The sequence below is a fragment of the Metabacillus sp. 84 genome (genome assembly GCF_050107715.1).
In the GTDB taxonomy this organism is placed as follows: Bacteria; Bacillota; Bacilli; order Bacillales; family Bacillaceae; genus Metabacillus_B.
The window spans coordinates 274,476-290,928 of record NZ_JBNILN010000002.1 but is presented as its reverse complement, the minus strand read 5'-3'; the positions used below and the strand labels follow the sequence as shown (position 1 = coordinate 290,928).

At 45.0% G+C, this 16,453-nt stretch carries 20 protein-coding genes and 1 other annotated feature; of the genes, 3 read left to right on the top strand and 17 right to left on the bottom strand.

What is annotated here, in order from left to right:
• Positions 1-204 precede the first annotated feature (204 nt).
• The gene (locus tag ACQCV8_RS06115; RefSeq protein ID WP_426843674.1) at positions 205-960 is read right to left on the bottom strand and encodes a TrmH family RNA methyltransferase; all 756 of its coding nucleotides are present in this window, start codon (positions 958-960) and stop codon (positions 205-207) included.
• A gap of 114 nt (positions 961-1,074) precedes the next feature.
• Between ACQCV8_RS06115 and sspI the strand changes: the two genes are divergently transcribed.
• Positions 1,075-1,284: a small acid-soluble spore protein SspI gene (gene sspI / locus ACQCV8_RS06110; RefSeq protein ID WP_426843673.1), complete on the top strand. Its 210-nt coding sequence runs from the start codon at positions 1,075-1,077 to the stop codon at positions 1,282-1,284.
• A 205-nt stretch (positions 1,285-1,489) separates the two neighbouring features.
• The gene (locus tag ACQCV8_RS06105; RefSeq protein ID WP_426843672.1) at positions 1,490-1,942 is read left to right on the top strand and encodes an N-acetyltransferase family protein; all 453 of its coding nucleotides are present in this window, start codon (positions 1,490-1,492) and stop codon (positions 1,940-1,942) included.
• Between the two features lie 86 nt (positions 1,943-2,028).
• Here the strand turns inward: ACQCV8_RS06105 and ACQCV8_RS06100 are convergent, their stop codons facing one another.
• Together ACQCV8_RS06100 and ACQCV8_RS06095 are read right to left on the bottom strand one after the other, a co-directional pair.
• Positions 2,029-3,114 (bottom strand): M42 family metallopeptidase, encoded by a 1,086-nt coding sequence (locus ACQCV8_RS06100; protein WP_426843671.1) that lies wholly within the window; start codon positions 3,112-3,114, stop codon positions 2,029-2,031.
• A gap of 186 nt (positions 3,115-3,300) precedes the next feature.
• Positions 3,301-3,795, bottom strand: a complete 495-nt coding sequence (locus ACQCV8_RS06095; RefSeq protein WP_426843670.1) for a dUTP diphosphatase — start codon at positions 3,793-3,795, stop codon at positions 3,301-3,303.
• Positions 3,796-3,894: 99 nt separating this feature from the next.
• Between ACQCV8_RS06095 and ACQCV8_RS06090 the strand changes: the two genes are divergently transcribed.
• Complete coding sequence (locus ACQCV8_RS06090) at positions 3,895-4,293, top strand: sigma-w pathway protein ysdB (RefSeq protein WP_426843669.1); 399 nt, start codon at positions 3,895-3,897, stop codon at positions 4,291-4,293.
• On the opposite strand, the gene ACQCV8_RS06085 is transcribed toward ACQCV8_RS06090, so the two are convergent.
• The 14 genes from ACQCV8_RS06085 to ytaF all read right to left on the bottom strand — a co-directional run bounded on the left by ACQCV8_RS06085 (position 4,288) and on the right by ytaF (position 16,452).
• Positions 4,288-4,557, bottom strand: coding sequence for a DUF1294 domain-containing protein (locus ACQCV8_RS06085; protein WP_426843668.1), 270 nt, complete (start codon positions 4,555-4,557; stop codon positions 4,288-4,290). The genes ACQCV8_RS06090 and ACQCV8_RS06085 overlap by 6 nt on opposite strands.
• Before the next feature lie 124 nt (positions 4,558-4,681).
• A complete protein-coding gene (gene rplT, locus ACQCV8_RS06080) occupies positions 4,682-5,041 on the bottom strand; it encodes a 50S ribosomal protein L20 (protein ID WP_426843667.1) in 360 nt (119 codons plus the stop codon).
• A gap of 40 nt (positions 5,042-5,081) precedes the next feature.
• Entirely contained in the window at positions 5,082-5,282 is a 201-nt protein-coding gene (gene rpmI, locus ACQCV8_RS06075; protein WP_035410913.1) for a 50S ribosomal protein L35, read from the bottom strand.
• Positions 5,283-5,303: 21 nt separating this feature from the next.
• Positions 5,304-5,807 carry a translation initiation factor IF-3 gene (gene infC / locus ACQCV8_RS06070; protein ID WP_426843666.1) on the bottom strand — a complete coding sequence of 168 codons (504 nt, stop codon included), beginning with the start codon at positions 5,805-5,807 and terminating at the stop codon, positions 5,304-5,306.
• A 99-nt stretch (positions 5,808-5,906) separates the two neighbouring features.
• Positions 5,907-6,036 (bottom strand) — a sequence feature (ribosomal protein L20 leader region).
• A 123-nt stretch (positions 6,037-6,159) separates the two neighbouring features.
• Positions 6,160-8,091 carry a threonine--tRNA ligase gene (gene thrS / locus ACQCV8_RS06065; protein WP_426843665.1) on the bottom strand — a complete coding sequence of 644 codons (1,932 nt, stop codon included), beginning with the start codon at positions 8,089-8,091 and terminating at the stop codon, positions 6,160-6,162.
• 429 nt (positions 8,092-8,520) lie between these two features.
• Positions 8,521-9,363 carry a putative sporulation protein YtxC gene (gene ytxC / locus ACQCV8_RS06060; RefSeq protein ID WP_426843664.1) on the bottom strand — a complete coding sequence of 281 codons (843 nt, stop codon included), beginning with the start codon at positions 9,361-9,363 and terminating at the stop codon, positions 8,521-8,523.
• Positions 9,364-9,534: 171 nt separating this feature from the next.
• Positions 9,535-10,467 carry a primosomal protein DnaI gene (gene dnaI, locus ACQCV8_RS06055; RefSeq protein ID WP_426843663.1) on the bottom strand — a complete coding sequence of 311 codons (933 nt, stop codon included), beginning with the start codon at positions 10,465-10,467 and terminating at the stop codon, positions 9,535-9,537.
• 22 nt (positions 10,468-10,489) lie between these two features.
• On the bottom strand, positions 10,490-11,905 hold the full coding sequence (locus ACQCV8_RS06050; protein WP_426843662.1) for a replication initiation and membrane attachment family protein: 1,416 nt from the start codon (positions 11,903-11,905) through the stop codon (positions 10,490-10,492).
• Between the two features lie 72 nt (positions 11,906-11,977).
• Positions 11,978-12,439 carry a transcriptional regulator NrdR gene (gene nrdR, locus ACQCV8_RS06045; RefSeq protein ID WP_426843661.1) on the bottom strand — a complete coding sequence of 154 codons (462 nt, stop codon included), beginning with the start codon at positions 12,437-12,439 and terminating at the stop codon, positions 11,978-11,980.
• 64 nt (positions 12,440-12,503) lie between these two features.
• The gene (locus ACQCV8_RS06040) at positions 12,504-12,905 is read right to left on the bottom strand and encodes a cytosolic protein (protein ID WP_426843660.1); all 402 of its coding nucleotides are present in this window, start codon (positions 12,903-12,905) and stop codon (positions 12,504-12,506) included.
• A 144-nt stretch (positions 12,906-13,049) separates the two neighbouring features.
• Positions 13,050-13,430 carry an adenosylmethionine decarboxylase gene (speD, locus tag ACQCV8_RS06035; protein ID WP_035410928.1) on the bottom strand — a complete coding sequence of 127 codons (381 nt, stop codon included), beginning with the start codon at positions 13,428-13,430 and terminating at the stop codon, positions 13,050-13,052.
• Positions 13,431-13,889: 459 nt separating this feature from the next.
• Positions 13,890-14,909, bottom strand: a complete 1,020-nt coding sequence (locus tag ACQCV8_RS06030) for a glyceraldehyde-3-phosphate dehydrogenase (protein ID WP_426843659.1) — start codon at positions 14,907-14,909, stop codon at positions 13,890-13,892.
• 296 nt (positions 14,910-15,205) lie between these two features.
• Positions 15,206-15,805: a dephospho-CoA kinase gene (coaE, locus tag ACQCV8_RS06025; RefSeq protein WP_426843658.1), complete on the bottom strand. Its 600-nt coding sequence runs from the start codon at positions 15,803-15,805 to the stop codon at positions 15,206-15,208.
• A gap of 14 nt (positions 15,806-15,819) precedes the next feature.
• On the bottom strand, positions 15,820-16,452 hold the full coding sequence (gene ytaF / locus ACQCV8_RS06020; RefSeq protein WP_426843808.1) for a sporulation membrane protein YtaF: 633 nt from the start codon (positions 16,450-16,452) through the stop codon (positions 15,820-15,822).
• Between the last annotated feature and the right edge of the window lies 1 nt (position 16,453).

Here is a 16,453-nt window from a genome sequence, read left to right as displayed (position 1 = left end):
CGGTTTTTAACCGGGGCACCTTTACGCAGATTTGCGGTCCTGGTGCCGGCTACAGAGGTGAATTCATAGGCTCCGGCCATAAAAATGCTTTCAGTCTGAGGCATTTTCTCCCTTGATGGCATATAAAGCTAACTACTTGTCTCTATCAACGCCGATTTATATTGGATAGCTTTATTATAGTGAAAAGGAAAGGGTTTCGCAACCTCATCCTTGCAAATGGTACATAAGGATTCCCGCCGCCACCGCGGCATTCAATGATTCTGCTGAACCTTTAATCGGGATATATAGGTTTTGATCGGTCTTCTCAAGGTGTAGAGGATCCATTCCTTTCCCCTCATTCCCGATAATGACTGCAAAATCAGGCTTTGGAGAAATCTCCTTATAGGAAACGGCCCCCTCCAGTGCACTGCCATAAACGGGGATCGAACGCTTATTGCATTCATGGATCCAGTTCAGGATGTTTCCTTTCACAATCGGAAGGTGAAATACAGACCCTTGGCTGGAGCGGATCGTTTTCGCATTAAAAGCATCAGCCGTTCCGTCCCCTAAAATGATCGCATCCATGCCCGCCGCATCCGCTGTCCGGATCATCGTTCCAAGATTGCCGGGATCCTGAACCGCATCAAGCAGCAGCAGCCGTTTCCAGATGCCGGCTTCTGCATTTGCCGCCGGCTGCCTGCAGACAGCGAAAACTCCCTGGGTCGTCTCCGTTTCAGCCAGGGACCTTACTACTTCGTCAGCTGCAAGATAGATGTCCATGCCATCCAGGTTCCAGCTTTTTGGGAATACCGTATTTTCACCGGCGATGATGTCCGCCACCAGTTCTTTTTGTTTTAATGCCTCTTCAACAAGGTGAAATCCCTCTATAAGAAACATGCCTGTTTTATCCCGCTCTTTGCGTGTATGCAGCTTTCGCCACTGCTTGACACGTGGATTTTGTGCTGATTCAATTCTTTTCAAGATTTCTAACTCCTTTATTTAAGCTGTCTCCATTATATCCTTTAATCTGTACATAATAAAATTCAATTTAGCGAATGCTACGGTCAGATGTAATTTTATAAGGAGGAATAAGGAATGAATCTTAATTTGCGCAATGCAGTTCTGCATAACGTGACAGGCAACTCTCAGGACGAATTAGAGCATACGATTGTTGATGCCATCCAGAGCGGCGAAGAAAAAATGCTTCCGGGTTTAGGTGTCCTTTTTGAAGTAATTTGGCAGCATGCGGATCAGACAGAAAAACAGGAAATGCTTGAAACGCTTGAAAGCGGTCTGAAGAAATAGAAAAAGCGCCCGTGATTCCGGGCGTTTTTTTGTGGGATTTTTTTTTTTACCGCGTTTTTATAAAAATGAAAGGCTCAGCGAATACTTGCTGGTAAAGTTCTGTTTACGTACATCTTTAATAATTGAAACTCAGCCAAATTCTTGATAAAATGGAAAAAAGAACAAGCGTTCCCTGATGTTCATGAGAGGAGGAGTACTTTACTATATGGAAATAAGAAAACCAGACGAATCAGAATATAAAAAGATTCTCTCCCTTTCACCACAAGCCTTATGCGATGGTACATTAGGCGAGGCAAAGCCTTCAGATGAAAAAGTCAGACAACTTATTCAGCCATTACTGCATAAAGGAAGCTATTATTTAATAGCAGCGGAAGGCGGCAAACTAATGGGCTGGATTTTTATAGGAGCAAGTAAAGACCCGTTAACTGAAAAGATCTGCGGATTTATTTATGAATTGTTTGTGTTGGCAGAATATAGAGGGAATGGAATTTCAAAACGTTTGATGGAGACTGGTATGAAACATCTAAAACAAGATGGATATACCGAGGTTCGTTTAAGTGTATATGCAGACAATCCAGCCATTAAACTGTATAAAAAATTGGGATTCACACCTAGAACCATTTCAATGAGTATGCCCATCCAGAACAACGAATGCTAACTAACTGTTATGGCTGCATTGAGGAGCGGGGAACCAAAACATCAGCATCTATGAAAAAAGCGCCCCCGCAAAGGAGCGCCTCAACATTAATCAAATGTGATGGATTCAACCGTGCTTCGATCCAATCTCTTAATCACTTCGACCAAAAGCTTTACTGTATTCTCATAATCGTCGCGGTGAAGCATGGCTGCATGAGAGTGGATGTAGCGGGTTGCAATCGTAATGGACAATGCAGGAACGCCGTTGGCCGTTACATGAATGGCTCCTGAGTCCGTTCCGCCTCCTGCAAGTGAATCGAATTGATAAGGAATTCCACATTCATCTGCAGTATCCGTCACTAAGTCACGGAGGCCCTTATGGGAAACCATAGAGGCATCATAGAGGATAATCTGCGGCCCTTCTCCCATTTTCCCGAGAGCTTCCTTCTCCGTCACTCCAGGTGTGTCTCCTGCTACCCCAACATCGAGCGCAAAGGCAATATCGGGCTGGATCATCTGAGCGGAGGTTTTTGCCCCGCGGAGTCCGACTTCTTCCTGTACGGTTCCTACACCGAACACAATATTCGGGTGCTGCTCATCCTTCAGCTTTTTCAGAACATCGATAGCGACCGCACAGCCGATCCGGTTATCCCAAGCTTTTGCGAGGAGCATTTTTTCATTTTTCATCACCGTAAATTCAAAATACGGGACGATTTGATCGCCGGGACGGACACCGAATTCGGCGGCTTCTTCTTTGCTTGAAGCACCGATATCCACAAACATATCTTTAATCTCAACCGATTTTTTCCTTACCTCAGGAGGAAGGATATGCGGCGGTTTGGAGCCGATAATACCAGTTACATCGCCGTGCCTTGTCACAATGGTTACGCGCTGTGCAAGCATAACCTGTCCCCACCAGCCTCCTACAGGCTGAAAGCGGATAAATCCCTTATCATCGATGCTTGTGACCATAAAACCGACTTCATCCAAGTGGCCTGCCAGCATAATTTTCGGGCCGTTTTCATCGCCGGTTTTTTTGGCGATCAAACTTCCAAGCCCGTCTGTTGTCACGTCTGTCGAATATGGAGCTATGTACTTTTTCATCACTTCTCTGGGCTCGCGCTCATTGCCCGGGATCCCTCTTGCATCCGTTAAGTCCTTCAGCATCTGCAAAGCTTCATCCAACAGTGCCATATATATGCCCCCATTTCTTTTTTTTACAAAACATTGTTTTCGATGTCCGCTATGGTGCATCCTTTCGCCGGAAGCGGTTCCTCAACAGTAAATTCTGCACCTGATGAAGCATCGATCAATCAATCCTGCTGTATCCTCTTATATTATACTCAATTATTGAACAATTCAGCAAAAAATACCTATTACCTAGTATCCTTTTTTCTGGCGGTCATGATTGATTTCATTTTTGAGGAGGTAGGCCTTTTCAATTTCATCTGCAGTGAAGCCCAGCAGCTCTCCGAGATATAAGTATTCCCCGAGCACCGTTAAATAGGACGGCAATTCAGGATTTTTTTCAAAGAGCGAGATGGATTCGAACACCATCAAAAATTGATGAGTCAGCGAAACGTCCCCGCTTCCGGATTTTAGATTAATGACCGTATCGTTTTCAAATCCTTGACCGATCCCAAGCGATAAAATAAAGTGGATGCCGTCTACGTATTCCTCCAGAATAACTGTTCTTTCTGAAGGAGCCTTTGTGCTCCAGAATTTAAAACAGCGGGTTTCATTTGCAAGTTCCCCGAGCTCAACAAGCAGCGCCAGGATTTTCCGCTGGGTCAGCGATTCATTCTCAAGTCCATGCTGCCGTTCAATTTTATTGTCAAGCGCTCTTTGCATATCGAATAAAGCAGAAATATTCATCCTTTATACTCCTATCTACTATCTGTTGTTTTTTTTATCATTTTGAAACCTTTTGTAAGACTGAAACGTATATAAGAAAAAATAGCTGGAGGCCTGACCATGTTTGTTTTGCTCATTAGACTCGTCCTCATTGCCCTGATTATTTTTCTTTTATACCGCGGGGTCAAGTTCATTTTAAACCCAAAAAGACGGCTTGAGCTAGCTCAGGAGAGAAAAGAATTTTATTTTTTGGATGACCAGGAAAATGTCCGGAAAAATTTTCTCATTACCTACAAAGGGGCCCTTTTTGAAGGGGAGAAATATCTCGGAACGACCGAACAGTCCTTCGAGGTCATTTCCATCTTCATTTGGAGCAGTACAGCATCCAAGCTAAAGGGCCTCACCATCGATGATTTTCGCTACTTGGAAGGCTTCATTAAAGAACGCTATCCTTGTGCCAAAATAGACTGGAAAAGTCCGATTCGGGAATTTTTAAAGGAAAAGCCTGTTCAATCATAAAATGGCGTAGAGATAAATGGCCAGCCCAAGATGGGCAGCTGAAAGAAATGGCATGCCGATCATAAATGCGGCATGCTTGGTTTTATGCCGGACCGTATACATGCCAATCCATGCTCCCCACGCTCCCCCAGCTATGGAAACAAGCCACAGTGTTTTTTCGCTTATTCTCCATTCCCTGTTTTTCGCCTTTCGTTTATCTGCTGCCATAATCAAAAATCCGGCAGCACTCATCATTGCATAAAAGACCAGGATGGCTTCTGGCATAACTTCAGCTCCTGTCATGAAAAAAGAGGCCGGTTTCCACTATGCAGGATTCTATAATCCTCCTTCAGAAAGGAGAATTATAGAATCAGCTGCGAATGAAACCAGCCTCTTTATTTATTTCAGCTTATTTATCAAGCTTAGCTTTTGCTGCATCAGCAAGCTGAGCGAATGCTTTAGCGTCTGCAACAGCAAGGTCAGCAAGCATTTTACGGTTAACTTCGATCCCGGCAAGCTTCAATCCGTGCATTAGACGGCTGTAGGAAAGTCCGTTGATGCGCGCAGCTGCGTTGATACGGGTAATCCACAGTTTGCGGAAGTCACGTTTTTTCTGGCGACGATCGCGGAAAGCGTAGTTGTAGGATTTCATTACTTGCTGGTTCGCTACCTTATAAAGCGTGTGCTTGGAACCGAAATACCCTTTTGCTAATTTAATGACCTTTTTACGACGTTTGCGTGTTACTGTACCGCCTTTTACTCTTGGCATGTCATTTACCTCCTAGTTTTGTTTCCGATCTATTTTGAACTTATTTAATGTTATCAAGCATGTGGCGAATACGTTTGAAATCGCCTTTGCTAACCAATGAACCTTTGCGGAGCTTACGTTTCGCTTTAGTGGATTTGTTAGCGAACAAGTGACTTGTATAAGCGTGTGAACGTTTAAGTTTACCAGATCCAGTCTTTTTGAAACGTTTTGCAGAGCCGCGGTGAGTTTTCATTTTAGGCATAGGGGTTTCCTCCTCGTGTGATTACTTTTCGAATTTCGGTGCTAATACCAAGAACATGCTGCGTCCATCCATTCTGGGTGAAGACTCGATAGTTGCCACGTCAGCACAAGCTTCAGAGAAACGATCCAGAACGCGCTGTCCGATTTCCTTATGGGTAATAGCACGTCCTTTAAAGCGGATAGAAGCTTTAACTTTATCGCCTTTTTCAAGGAACTTGCGTGCATTTCTCAGTTTTGTATTAAAATCATGCTCGTCAATTGTCGGGCTGAAGCGAACTTCTTTAATACTGATGATTTTCTGGTTTTTACGTGCTTCTTTATCTTTCTTCTGCTGCTCGAAGCGGAATTTTCCATAATCCATGATCCGGCATACAGGAGGTTTTGCTCCTGCTGCGACCATCACAAGATCCAGGTTTGCGCGAGTGGCAATCTCAAGCGCTTCCTGACGGGATTTAATTCCTAGCTGGTCACCATTTTGTCCGATTAGACGTACCTCACGAGCGCGGATGCCCTCGTTTACCAACATGTCTTTGCTAATAGTTAGCCACCTCCATGGTTTATTACTGAATAGTGTTTGGTGACAGCATTCAGCAGGCTGTCATCCATCCTGAGCGTTGCATTTTTGAGCATATAAAAAGTGCGGGCGCATGACACACCCACACTACGAATTCAAATAACCATGTTTTGATCTCGTTATACCTGCCAACTGCACATTGCGTCAATCAGGTGAGAAGCGGGTGCTTCTGCTTTTTCATCAAACAACTATTCAATTAACCTAAAACATCATACCATCCGTGTTCCAGGAAGTCAAGCCGCGTTGCTCTTTTTATCACTGTTTCTGATTCTAACAGAGACGGGAACCATTTGCAACAAATATTTTAACGGCTGATTTCTGCTGTCACCAGCTCAGCAAATTGGCTGAAAGGAATTGTTTCTGACTTCTGTTCTCCGTATTTACGGACGTTAACCGCACCCTCTGCAGCTTCATTATCTCCGACAACGAGCATGTAAGGGATTTTTCGGATCTGAGCTTCCCTGATTTTATAGCCCATTTTTTCATCGCGCGTATCAAGCTCGACCCGGAGTCCATCCGCCTGCAGTTTTTCCTGCACGTGCTTAGCATAGTCGAGATGCACAGATGGGGAAACCGGGATCACCTGAACCTGAACCGGTGCAAGCCATGTCGGGAAAGCCCCTTTGTATTCTTCGATCAGGAAGGCAACAAACCGCTCCATGGTGGAAACGACTCCGCGGTGGATGACAACCGGACGGTGCTGCTTGCCGTCTTCTCCAACATAATTCAGGTCGAATCGTTCCGGAAGAAGGAAGTCGAGCTGGACTGTTGAGAGCGTCTCATCTTTTCCAAGGGCTGTCCGTACCTGAACGTCAAGCTTCGGACCATAGAAAGCAGCTTCTCCTTCAGCTTCGAAATATTCATGCCCGAGATCATCCATTGCTTCTTTCAGCATGCTTTGCGCCTTTTCCCACATTGCATCATCATCAAAATATTTTTCTTTGTCCTCAGGGTCTCTGTAGGAAAGGCGGAATGAATAATTTTCAAGTCCGAAATCCTTATACACTTCCTCGACTAAACGGACAACACGGATAAATTCTTCCTTAATCTGGTCAGGACGGACAAAGATATGAGCATCATTCAGCGTCATTCCTCTGACACGCTGAAGGCCGGAAAGCGCTCCGGACATTTCATAGCGGTGCATCGTGCCAAGCTCTGCAATCCGTATCGGAAGCTCACGGTAGCTGTGAATATCGTGTTTGTAGATCATCATGTGATGAGGGCAGTTCATCGGACGGAGAACCAGATCCTCATTATCCATGCTCATCACAGGGAACATGTCTTCCTGATAGTGATCCCAGTGACCGGAAGTTTTATAAAGATCGACGCTTCCCATCACGGGAGTGTACACATGGTCGTAGCCAAGGCGGACTTCTTTATCGACAATATAGCGCTCAATGATGCGGCGGATTGTAGCCCCTTTCGGCAGCCACATTGGCAATCCCTGTCCTACTTTCTGGGAATTTGTAAACAGGCTCAATTCTTTCCCAAGCTTTCTGTGGTCGCGTTCCTTCGCTTCTTCCAAAAGACGGAGGTGCTCATCCAGATCCGCTTTCTTGAAGAACGCGGTTCCATATATGCGCTGCAGCATTTTGTTTTTGCTGTCGCCTCTCCAGTAAGCTCCTGCTACACTCAGCAGTTTGATTTCTTTCAGCTTGCCGGTAGACGGAACGTGAATTCCGCGGCACAGGTCAAAAAATTCCCCCTGCTCATAGATGGTCACCGTTTCATTCTCTGGAATGGCTTCAAGCAGCTCGAGCTTCAGGCTGTCTCCGATTTCCTCAAAACGCTTTTGCGCTTCGCTTCTGGAAACCTCGATCCGGACGATTTCCAGATTCTCGTTGATGATCTTCTGCATTTCTTTTTCAATTTTCGGCAGATCCTCGGAAGAAATGGATTCTTCCATATCAATATCGTAGTAAAATCCGTTTTCGATAACCGGCCCCACCCCGAGCTTAACATCTCCATATAGCCGTTTAACGGCCTGTGCAAGCAAGTGGGCTGAGCTGTGGCGCATGATTTCAAGCGCATCCGGAGAATCCTGTGTAACGATTTCTATGGACCCGTCATCAGTAATGGGTGTGCGCAAGTCCACCAGCTCACCATTAAGTTTTCCAGCGAGGGATTTTTTCTTAAGACCGGGGCTTATGGATGCCGCTATGTCTTCGGTTGTGGTTCCTTTTGCAAACTCCTTGACGGCTCCGTCCGGAAATGTAATGTGTACGGCTTCAGACATCCTGATCACTCCTTTTGGTTTTTAAGCTTTTTTATACAGCACTGCTTCATGCGGAGGTTCGACCGTTAGTAAATCGATCCCTCTTCAGCAGGCAAAATAAAAACCCGTCCCTGTAAAAGGGACGGGTTATGTATATAGATTCATACAAACCTTCATCGTGGTTCCACCCTAGTTCCCGGCAAGGTGCTCTTTCTCCTGTGCTCGGCTCTAAATTCTGTAACGGGAACACCCGTCAGTCATTAGAAGGGGGTAAGCCCGTTCACGACCGAAGTTCAAAGGGGGTAAGGTGTGCCTTTCCGGTTAAAAAGGTTTCAGCCAGCGCCTTTTTTCTCTGGGAACCATTCACGCATCCTCATGTCCTTATCAAAACTGATTGTGGTTGAATTTGATTCGATTATAGACTGTTTCCAGCAGGAAATCAAGACAGGATTAAGGGATTTTCTTGGATTTTAAATAAAACGAAACTTCGGGGTGAAGCAGGACCCTCTCCTGAAAGACATTTTGAATGGTTTGAATCATCCCGTGGCCGGGGTCATCTGTATAGACGAATATTCTTTTTGGAGCAATGCTTACAAGTGGTGCAAGAAGCGCGGTATCAATGTATACAGGATGATGATACAGAAGAGCACGGTCCGTCATGCGCCGCAGCTGCACGTCTGTCAATTCGCTGTAGTCATCGCCGTAAAGAAGAAAATGGCGGCGGTGGAAGATGTGAATTTCCGGCAGAACCGGGTGCTTTTGCAGGAGATAGTCACGGAGCAGCTGAATAAAGTTCTGGTATTCCTGTTCGAGCTTATATTCCTCAATGGCTGCTTCAGCGTATTTATGCAGTTTCTGCTTATACGTGTGAAGGCGGAAAAGAAGAAATGACTCGAACGAAAAACTGATTCCAGGCTTAATAAAATGGCTGAGAGCTTCTTCAATACAGGATCTTTTATTTGAAAACTTCTCGATGTTCGGAATCTCCGACCGTTCTCCCTCCATAATGGAGTGAGCGATGCTCAAAATCTGCTGCTGTTCATCCTCATCCGTAAAATAGTATTGACTTGAAAGAATCTCGATCATGAATACATTCTCCCATTTTTCAGCTATATATTCCGCGAGTGCAGGAATGAGAAAGAGTGCAAACCCATTCTCAGAGGGATCCCGGGCAATCCTAATTTTTTCAGGTTGAGCCTGCTGGACGGACATCCCCGTATACTCTGGCCTGCTTGTGAGCCAAGCATATAAAGAATGAGCAATTTTTTCAGATTCAAAGGAAATTTCAAGCAAAGTTTGTCCCCCCTCATAGCGAACATCTGCTTTATGTATATGGAAGCAGATGTTTGTTTAGAAGAAGTTTTTAAAGGAATTTTCAATAGGGCCCCCTTCCTTTTGCTCCCCCCAAAAACAGCAGTACGCTCTAACCATGGAAAACAAAAAACTGCCCTTATTTAAGGACAGCTACTGACGCCGGTTGGATCCTTCAAGTTTGACGGGATCCGCCAAATATTTCATTCGTTCGATTATGCGGGCTGCCTTCACTTTTTCTTCCTCTCCCCTCTGGGTGTAGGAAAGATGATGTTCAAGCTCCTTCAAATCAAAATTAGAAGTGAAAAACGTAGGCAGATTTTCGGTCATGCGGTATTGCAGGATTACTCCGAGAATTTCATCCCGTGTCCAGCTGGACATGGATTCCGCCCCAATATCATCAAGCATCAGCACCTTCACTTTTTTGACCGCATCCATTTTTTCTTCAAGCGTCGAGTCCTGGATGGAGTTTTTCAGTTCCCTCATAAATTCAGGAAGATAGACGAGCATGGATGGCACGCCCTGATGAGCGAGCTCATTTGCGATTGCTCCCATAATGTACGTTTTCCCAACTCCGAAAGCTCCATGCAGATAAATTCCTTTCTGCCGGCTGTTTTGATTTACTGCTTCCATGAATTCTTTTATAAGCCCGAACACTTTAACCCGGCTGTGATCATCAAATTCAATATCCTGGAACTGTGCCTGAAGGACATCCTTAGGAATGTAGAGGCTTTTAATAAGAGATTCGTGCTTTTTTCTCTGATCCGACATGATTTTCGAAGGGCACTGATCATATTGCAAATCGATGGTTTTGCCCTGCAGAATCAGCTCTGGATGGTAGCCGGGGATGATGTTTTTGCATTGCTGCAAACTCGGACAGTCTCGGCATTCCTTGCTTTGCTGTATATACTCATATAATTTATTTAAGCTCCGTTCAATGACTTCTTCGTCTATTGAGCTGCTGTGAGACGAAATGAAGGCTTGAATTTCAGAGTTGGCGAGCACCTCTTCCTTTAGAGAAGAAAGCCGGCTTTTAAAATCAGGACGGTTCGTTACATTCTTCATTGATTTTCCGATTGGCTCCATTTACGTTCACCTCTTATCCGGTTCAGGATTCTGAATTAGGGGGTTTTTTATAATTTTTAATCCATTCGGCCATTTTTTGCTTTTCTTTTTCCAGATCAGAATCCTGACTGGATTTGGCTTGTGCCTCATGGGTAGTTTGAGCGGGTTCCTTCTCCTTCATCCAGTCAGGCAAAAGCTCGCTCCGGACCGGTTTGCGCTTGCCTGCTGAAGGCTTGTTTTTGCCTTCTGCCCATTCAAGGTATTTCTTATGTTCTTTTTTCGCAAGCTGCATGGCACCTTCTACTGTCGTTACTTTTTTCCGTGCCCAATGTCCCGCAATCGTCTGAACAAATCCTTTTGAAAGCTTCATATCCGCACGGAGCATGACATAATTAATGAGAACGTTGGCCACACCCGGCTGGAGTTTTTGCTGGAGCATGACTTCTTCAATAATCTGCAGATCTGCAAGCGTCGGCTCTGCACCTTCATATAAGTCCTTCATGTACTGATAAGGCGTCATAGACTCCAGCTGACGGATCATGATTTGCTCCTGCGTCGGTTCGCTTTGATCAGATACGGTCCGGTCTGCAGCAGGCTGCACCTTATTGATTTCAGCAAGTTTAGGTGTTTTCTTCCCATATTGAAAGCCGTACCAGTCGCGCGCATATCTTCTGAGAAGTTCACGGTCAATCGTTTCATCCGGCTGCAGTGCATCCATCAGCAGGTTTTTCATGTTAACAGGATCGATTCCATAAACATAGGCAAGCTTGATGATGGTCTCCTTTACTGGTCCGGTAACGGATTTTCTCGAAACAACCGACTCAGACAAGCCATCCAAAAGCAAATCAAAATCAAAAACCGAAGAGGACAGGCTTGGTTCACGGCCATTTGCTTCTCCGATAAATTGCCTGTCCGGCTGGGACTCTGCCTCATTCAGCATGCTCAGCTCACTCGGCTGAAGAGATTGAAACACTTCATCAAAAGAGCGGGTTACATTTTCAGCCTGCTCAGGGGGCTCATCGGAAAAGAAATTTTTCAGCTGCATATACGTTGTGTTTCCTACCCGGTTATACAAATAAATGTTCAGCATGCCATCCGTGAAAAATTCATCCGGCTTCAAAGGAGGCTGCAGCTCATAATAAAACGTTCTGTTCCCATCTTCCTGACGCAGAAATGATGTAAGCAGACCGATCCCTTCAAGTTTGATTCTTTCAGCATAAAAGCTTTTCAGATTCATTTGGGTCAAAGTCATAAGACGGTGATGGCTATGCTCTTCTCCCCAAAGCCGATCCTGCTCAAGCTCTGCCCATAATGTCATATAAAGCCCAAGAGCAGCGGTCCCGATCAGGGGCTGGTAAAGCAAGGTCACTAGCTTCCGGTCAAATTCATGCAGGATGCCGCTGCACCTTGCACGGTACCGGTCTCCGGGTATTAATTCTGTCCAATGATAATCCTTCACTCCGTATGCCTCCCCATTTTGCAAAAGAATAAAGATGGGGAAAAGGAGCCGGATTATCCGTGTTCCGTACTCCTACTTGCTTTCCCTCTTAATTAAATCCTTTAACTCATCTATAAAAACATTAATATCTTTAAACTGCCTGTAAACCGAGGCGAAACGGACATAGGCTACTTCATCCACAAGGGCGAGCCGGTCCATCACCATTTCTCCCACGCTCCCGCTTTTCACTTCCGATACTCCATTGTTGCGCAATTCCTTTTCGATATCCTGGACGATCTCTTCCAGTTTTGTCAAAGGTACAGGCCGCTTTTCACAAGCCTTAATGAGGCCGCGCAGCATTTTTTCCCTGCTGAATTCCTCCCGGGTCCCTTCTTTTTTTACCACAATGAGCGGGATTTCCTCGACCTTCTCAAAGGTCGTAAACCGGTATTGGCATTCCTCGCATTCCCTGCGTCTCCGAATGGCTTTGCCTTCCTCAACCGGGCGGGAATCAAGCACCCTTGTCCCCTGATTGTGACAAGTTGGACACTTCATTTTTATACAGCTCCAATCCATATACATGGTAACCGGGCTTAGCCCTTTATGAACTATCGTTTGATTATTTGCCGGAATTCAGTCCTGATCCAACAAATTTTAATTCACTGTCCAGTTTTTGATAAAACTCCAAGATGACTTTCTTGCTGTAGCCAAAGTCAGTTGGGAGGACTGTATCTGTTGAGACCGAAAAATCCACCGCTGTTTCAAAAGGCCTTACGGAAATAACCGTGGCGACAAGCAGCGCTGATTTCGGCTTCTTCACCTGGACGCTGATTTCTCCGCGCTCCTCTGATACAGAGGTAACCGTGCATCCTTCTCTTGAAGCGGCTGCCGACTTTACAGCCTCTAAAGCTTTTTTTGCGGTCGTTTTATAATAACGGCTTCTCAGATCGTTAATCATATGTGCTTCAGATGTTTCACTGTGTGATGAAAGAAACGCTTGAATTTTTTTAAATAGGCTCATGGAAGGCTTCTTCTCCTCTGCTACACCCGCAGCCCGGGCATCGATATGTATTTACCTCTATCATACTGTTTTTTCCGGATAATCAAAAGAGGTGTGAAAGAATCTTCACACCTCTTAAACCAATGACTTTATCAAACTTTGAAATTACTGAGCTTTAGCTTGAGACTGTTTCACTTGAACAGGTCCCATTCCGCGCGGGATTTCAATATTCTCGCGTGTTTGGGCGCTAAGCGCTTCAGCAATGTAATCGGCAGCAATATTCGGATTTAAATCTCCGCATGTATATACATCGATGCTTGCATAGCCATGCTCAGGAAAGCTGTGAATGGTTAGGTGGGATTCAGAAATAATAACAACCCCGCTCACACCTTGTGGAGCAAATTTATGAAAAGCTACCTCTCTAACTTCGGCACCAGACTTTAAAGCAGCATTTACAAACGTTTTTTCAATATAATCCATGTCGTTCAACTTATCGAAATCACAGCCCCATAGTTCTGAGATTACGTGTCGTCCCATTGTTTCCATAGTCATGGATCCCCCTTATTCATATTTGGCAATGAATGAAATTCTCCGCACATTGGCATGCCATACTACCACGGGGGAAAGTTAGTCCTAAGAGGTCCTAACCCTTTAAGTAGCCACATTACCTTGCTCTCAAGAAGTTCACGAAAAATAGTATACTTCCTTTGAAATCATTTTGCAACAGACTTTCGCAAAAAATATTTTCCTCATTTTAAGAACATCCTGCAAGTTTCAGAAACTTTGAGAGTCTGATCGTAAAGCGGCCTCATGGTGTATGAACTGATGATCCTTATCATTCTTTTGAATTCGCCGGACTTCAAAGCGGATCCCGGTTTTTTCCCGGCCGCTTAATCCTGAGGCAGGAAATCATTTTTCTGCCGCCTTTCATCCTGCAAAACGGTCAGCATAATTCCTGCATAGAAAAAGCTTAGCGAAAAATCGCTAAGCCTTCAAGGATGCTGTTTATACATTCAGAGGCTTCCTCAGGCGGGCAGCGGCCAAGTTCACTAAATCGACCACCCTGCAGGAATAGCCCCACTCATTATCATACCAGGCCAAAACTTTCACTTTTCTTCCTTCCAAAACAATCGTGGATAGTCCGTCAATAATTGCCGAATGAGGATCCGTATTAAAATCCACAGAAACGAGGGGCTCGGCGGTAAAACGGATGATGCCCTTCATAGAGCCTGCAGCGGCTGTTGAAAAGGCCTCATTGATTTCGCTTGCCGTTGCATCCCGCTTCAAGTCAACAACGAGATCAACTAAAGAAACGTTTGGCGTTGGAACCCTTAATGCCATTCCGTGCAGTCTCCCTTTTAAATGCGGAAGGACGAGAGCCAAAGCTTTTGCTGCCCCAGTTGTTGTCGGGATGATGGATTGCGCGCATGAACGGGCGCGTCTCAAATCTGTATGGGGATTATCAATGTTCTTCTGATCATTTGTATAAGCGTGAACGGTAGTCATCAGTCCATTGTCAATGCCGAACTGCTCATCCAGAATCTTCACTACCGGTGCAAGGCAATTCGTTGTACAGGACGCATTTGAAATGATTTGGTGCTCATCCTCCAGCATATCCTCGTTTACACCCATTACAATTGTTACATCTTCATTTTTACCGGGAGCGGTTAGGATGACTTTCTTTGCCCCGGCGTGGATATGGTCCATCGCCTTTTCTTTAGAGTTGAATTTCCCGGTCGCTTCAATGACGATATCAACTTTTAGTTCTTCCCACGGAAGCATTTTAGGGTCGCGGTTATTAAGCAAGAGAATTTTGTGACCGTTTACAATTAAGTGGTCGCCGGCAGGAATGACTTCCCCGTCAAACTTCCCGTGATTTGTATCATATTTTATCAAATGAGCCAGTGTTTCAGCCGGATAGCTGGCATTGATCGCAGCGATTCGAAAGTGCTCTCCCATGACCGCTTTGCGGAACACCATTCTCCCAATTCGTCCAAACCCGTTGATGGCTACATTTACGTTCATATAAATGACCCCTTCCGCTTTTGTGTTATACTAGTAGTGTTAATTATGTAATTAGTATATCATATTTGTGTTTTTTGGAAAGATGAAAACAACCAATTCCAGCTTTTTTTTAATTGATCCTGTAAAGCATCCTTAAGAGTATGATCCTTCCATCATAGTCTGCGTCAAATGGGCCGTAAGTCAGTACAGAAATCCCGGTAACTGCGCCTCCAATCTTTCAAGAGTCATTTAAAACTTCTCCATTAGGTCCTTTTAGAAAACAAAAAACCCGCCGATAGCTCAAGGCGGGGTTCATGTCATTGGATGTTCCATTTTCTGAGAATTTCATCCAGCTGATAAAAGCTGTTCTCCATCGTTCCATTGTTGTCAATCGTTTCATCGGCCAGAGCTCTTTTTTCCTCGAGGGGCATCTGCGAGTTTATCCGCTGTCTGGCTTCAGCCTGACTGTAGCCGTTTCTATTCATAAGGCGCTCCAGCTGGACCTCAGGGCTTACATAAACGAGCAGACTCTTATCTGCATGATGCGCCAGTTTGCTTTCAAATAAAAGCGGGATATCCAGAATGACGGCTTTATGGCCTTCTTCCAAAAATTGATCTCTTTGACGAAGCATTTCTTTTCGAACCTCAGGATGGACAATGGCGTTGAGCTGCCCACGTTTTTCCCGGTCCTTGAATATCAGGCTCCCAAGCTTTTCCCTGTTAATGGCCCCGTCTGCATGCAGCACAGTTTCTCCAAAAACTTCTAAAATGCCTTTGTATGCTGGCATTCCGGGACCCACTGCTTCTTTCGCTATAATATCCGCGTCGACTATCGGATAGCCAAGCTTTTTGAGATAAGCGGAAATGGTGCTTTTCCCGCTGGCAATTCCTCCAGTTAGACCTATCACCATGTTCATTAAATATCGTCTCCTTAAAGCTTCCAAACCCCTATAATAATCAGCAGAATCCCCGGCAGGCAGCTGAATTTTTCAATCCAGGACCATCTGGAAAAGATATGGCCGGATTGTATCCCGGCAAGCAGAAAAGCCGAGCTCATGACAGCAGCGGTAATGCTCATGACGAAAGGCGAAAAACCGAGCAATGCTGCGCCAAAGCCTGCACCGAACGCATCAAAGGATAAGGCTGCTCCCAGCAGCAGAGCCTCTATGCCTGTTATATGGCCAGAACCGTCAAGATCGGCTGTCGATGGCCGTTTTAAGATATGGATGACAATTCCAAGGGACTTGATCTCAAGATTAAATAAGGTTTTTTCTCTTTCTTCTTTTGAAAGATCTTTGGACGGCTTAATAAATTGGTATAAAACCCAGGCTCCAATCGCAATCAAAATGATCCCGCCCATCCTTTTCGTCCATTCCGGATCGATAAATGAACTGATCAGGTGGCCAAGAAGCATAGCCGCAAGCAAACTGAATGCCGAGCACAAAGCGATGATCAGCAGAGATTTTACAGGAATCTTCATTTTCTTCAACCCATAGCTGAACCCTACAGAAAAACTGTCCAAACTAACCGCGAAAGCCACGATCATAAGCGAAATGGATGTCATA